This is a genomic window from Bacillus sp. JJ1474 (genome assembly GCF_036965225.1).
In the GTDB taxonomy this organism is placed as follows: domain Bacteria; phylum Bacillota; class Bacilli; order Bacillales; family Cytobacillaceae; genus Cytobacillus.
In genome coordinates, this window is sequence record NZ_JBALPC010000006.1 from 1 (window position 1) to 2,688 (window position 2,688).

The following is a 2,688-nucleotide window of genomic DNA, read 5'->3' on the forward strand; positions in this document are numbered from 1 at the left end:
GTACTTAAACTAAAGGGCAGAATACTTAAATAAGAAATTTATTTATGGTAAAATTTAACTGATAAGGGGAAGGTATTTTGGAAAATTTGATTTTGACATTTTTTATCTTACTTTTAATATCGCTTAATGTTGTTTTCTTTACATTGTTTAAAAAAAGAAAATTAATTCTTATAGTATCAGGCATCATAATGATGGTACTTGCCCCAATGATTGGTTTTTCAAGTGGTGCATTATTTCTTCATTTTTATGATTGGAGTTCTGGAGGAACAGGCGAAGGTGCAGGCTATGGTGGAGCATTCTTAGGACTTATAACCTTAGCTAATGGGGTCCTCATTCTGGTGATTGGAATTATTAGATGGATTGTAAAACTGTTCTTGTTAGGAGGTCTAAAAAGTGAAAAATAAAACTCGTTTAATTATTACACTAATATGTAGTTTGCTTGTTTTTGCTTTTGGTATGTTTAGAATACTTACTGAATCACTTTCTTCAGCACCTATGTTTGTAGCATGTTTTTTCGCAATTACTGGGTTTATCGGAATTGTTGCAAACGGGGCAATGCTAAGAAAATCACAATCTAATTAGACAATCCAGACGTACGATTCCTAATATGGAATCGCTTTTTTCTTGTTCAACTCCCATGAAAACTTAAAAAGCTCAAAACCCAGAAAAAAGCATAACAAAATTGACCCAGTAAAACGCTTTTTAAAAAAAGGCTGGGCCTTCTGAGTGTTCATTAGACAGGGGAATCCATTTTCATTCTCTGTGGTGAAGCGCTAATTTTTGCGCTTCATGGATGGCTAACGGGTGAGATTGTTCAACAGGGACGGTCGCTTTTTCACTAACATGCAGGTTACTTTAATAAAAGTTAATTTAAAATGACTGAAAATTACAAGTATTTATGTTAAGATTTCAGTGGAGGCGGTACATTTTGCAGAAGGTACTTTTATTGTTTTGTTTTTTTGTAATATTAGTAGGCTGCTCAAACAGATCTGAAACAGAGCCGATACATCCATTGTTCTCAAATGATGAAAGCAAATATTCCCTATTAGTTGTTGACGATACTGGAATATACAATCTTGATAATGAGTGGAAGACGAAAAATGGTATAAAGAATGTCAAAAAAATACATGGAAGAACTTCTTTAGAGGATACAGCCAATTCATATAAATTCTTAGAGTTAGAAGAAACACCAACATTTATTGTATTTGATGTAAAGGATGTTGTATTTAAAACTAATAGTGAAGAGGAATTGATTGAATTTTTATTAGAAAACAATCCAAATTAATTTATAGAAAAAGAATATCTTCTTTCTTGAACTAACGGGTGCGTTAGCACAATAACTAATAATAAATCTTTTTAATTTTTCCATATTCAGCATTCCAGTGCTTTTCTGTAAAAGGAACATCGCATATTTTTATTATAGGGCCAGATTGTTGAACAGCCCCCGTATTGGAAATTGGATAATTGTGTTTGAAACACAATAGATATTGTGAAGGTTTGCACTTCAACTAATGGAGGTTAGTTGAGCAAGGAAAAATCTCCAGGATTGAGGTTGTGATAAATAAGGTTTCCAAAAGGATAAACAAACATATGATAGATATTATTGTTAACAAAGCGAGTGTATTGATAATGGCAATTAGTAAATCTAAATTCGTCTCACTTACCTTTGATGATGGACCATCTCCATACACAAATCAGATTCTTGACATCTTGGGAACCTATAATATTAAAGCAACTTTTTTTGTTGTAGGTAAAGCAGTAATAAAATATCCTGAAATCGTTAAGCGGATAAATAACGAAAAGCATGTTATAGGAAATCATACTTGGAATCATCCAAAAATCACCGATTTATCAGCAAAAGAGTTATCAAGCCAGATCAAAAAAAACAACTTGGAAATAAAAAAAATAATCGGCAAAGAACCGATAATCTTTCGTGCGCCGTATGGTAAGATAGATGATCAATCCCTTAGAATTATTCATGATTCGGGTTTGAAATCAGTATTATGGAATGTAAATAGTCGGGACTGGTCTTTAACAAGTGCAAAAAAGATTGAAAGACGTGTTCTAAAAAAAACAAAGACTGATAGCATCGTATTATTACATGATGGTGATAAATTTGGAAGTGGTCCGAGAGATGCTACTGTCCTCTCTTTGCCAAATATAATTGAGGATTTAATGCAATCAGGTAATAAATTCCTAACTATTCCAGTATTTCATCAAAAGTGTTTTACTATAGAAAAATGGTAATCATTTAAATTTTTCTCCTGAATAGTAACAAATGTGATGAGTGAAACCTCTGATTTTTTCACCCGAATATTAGGTAGTAAGGAAAACTCTATGGAAATTTTCATGTCAAACGAAAATAAACTCTCTCCATTAAGGTATGTGAGACATGTAAATAAAAAGGGGCACTGCTATATTGCAATAAATCACATTCCCTAATCCTCGTACTTTTACTCCTCATTTCTTATTGAACTAATGGGTGCATTTCTTCAAGAAGGAGAAGTGCTCTTTTATAGAAGTTATTGTACTAACGAAGCAGTTGTGCGGCCGAGCATAGGTCGTATCATATAACGGGTGGGATTCCCGTCGAGTAAGAACTAGCCATTCACTCGTAGCGAGTCTTGGAGGGCTAAAGGTAACTTTCGTCTTTAAGCGTAGACAGTTAGGTAATGGGCCGAAAGCCAA

4 protein-coding genes are annotated in these 2,688 nt (G+C 33.4%); all 4 read left to right on the top strand.

Annotated features, from left to right (window positions below; genetic code table 11):
- The first annotated feature begins 77 nt into the window (after positions 1-77).
- Entirely contained in the window at positions 78-404 is a 327-nt protein-coding gene (locus V7164_RS00805; protein ID WP_335353203.1) for an inner-membrane translocator, read from the top strand.
- Positions 394-582 carry a hypothetical protein gene (locus tag V7164_RS00810; RefSeq protein WP_335348322.1) on the top strand — a complete coding sequence of 63 codons (189 nt, stop codon included), beginning with the start codon at positions 394-396 and terminating at the stop codon, positions 580-582. The genes V7164_RS00805 and V7164_RS00810 overlap by 11 nt, the downstream gene beginning before the upstream one ends.
- A gap of 346 nt (positions 583-928) precedes the next feature.
- Entirely contained in the window at positions 929-1,285 is a 357-nt protein-coding gene (locus tag V7164_RS00815) for a hypothetical protein (protein ID WP_335348321.1), read from the top strand.
- A gap of 305 nt (positions 1,286-1,590) precedes the next feature.
- Positions 1,591-2,247, top strand: a complete 657-nt coding sequence (locus V7164_RS00820; RefSeq protein WP_335348320.1) for a polysaccharide deacetylase family protein — start codon at positions 1,591-1,593, stop codon at positions 2,245-2,247.
- The last annotated feature ends 441 nt before the right edge of the window (positions 2,248-2,688 follow it).